At 49.2% G+C, this 236-nt stretch carries 1 protein-coding gene; it reads left to right on the top strand.

Annotated elements, in window-relative coordinates:
* A partial coding sequence (locus tag SB725_RS33915; protein WP_410923787.1) for a di-heme oxidoredictase family protein occupies positions 1 to 236 on the top strand: 236 nt, incomplete at both ends.

The raw sequence follows: 236 nt of genomic DNA on the forward strand, positions 1-236 counted from the left end.
GATATCAGTGGTAAATTTAACTGGGTCATGGATCCACAAACGGGCAAGCGTGCGCTTGGACGATTTGGCTGGAAAGCGGGTCAAACCAAACTTATTACTCAGAACCAAAGTGCCTTTAACGAAGACATGGGTCTGACGTCGAACATCCGTCCTAACGAATCCTGTATGCCAACGCAGACCGCTTGCCTAAATGCAGCGACAGGTGCTGATGAGCAGGGCAATGGTAAATCACCTGT

This window comes from Pseudomonas sp. SIMBA_041, from assembly GCF_046535095.1.
Lineage (GTDB): Bacteria > Pseudomonadota > Gammaproteobacteria > Pseudomonadales > Pseudomonadaceae > Aquipseudomonas > Aquipseudomonas mucoides.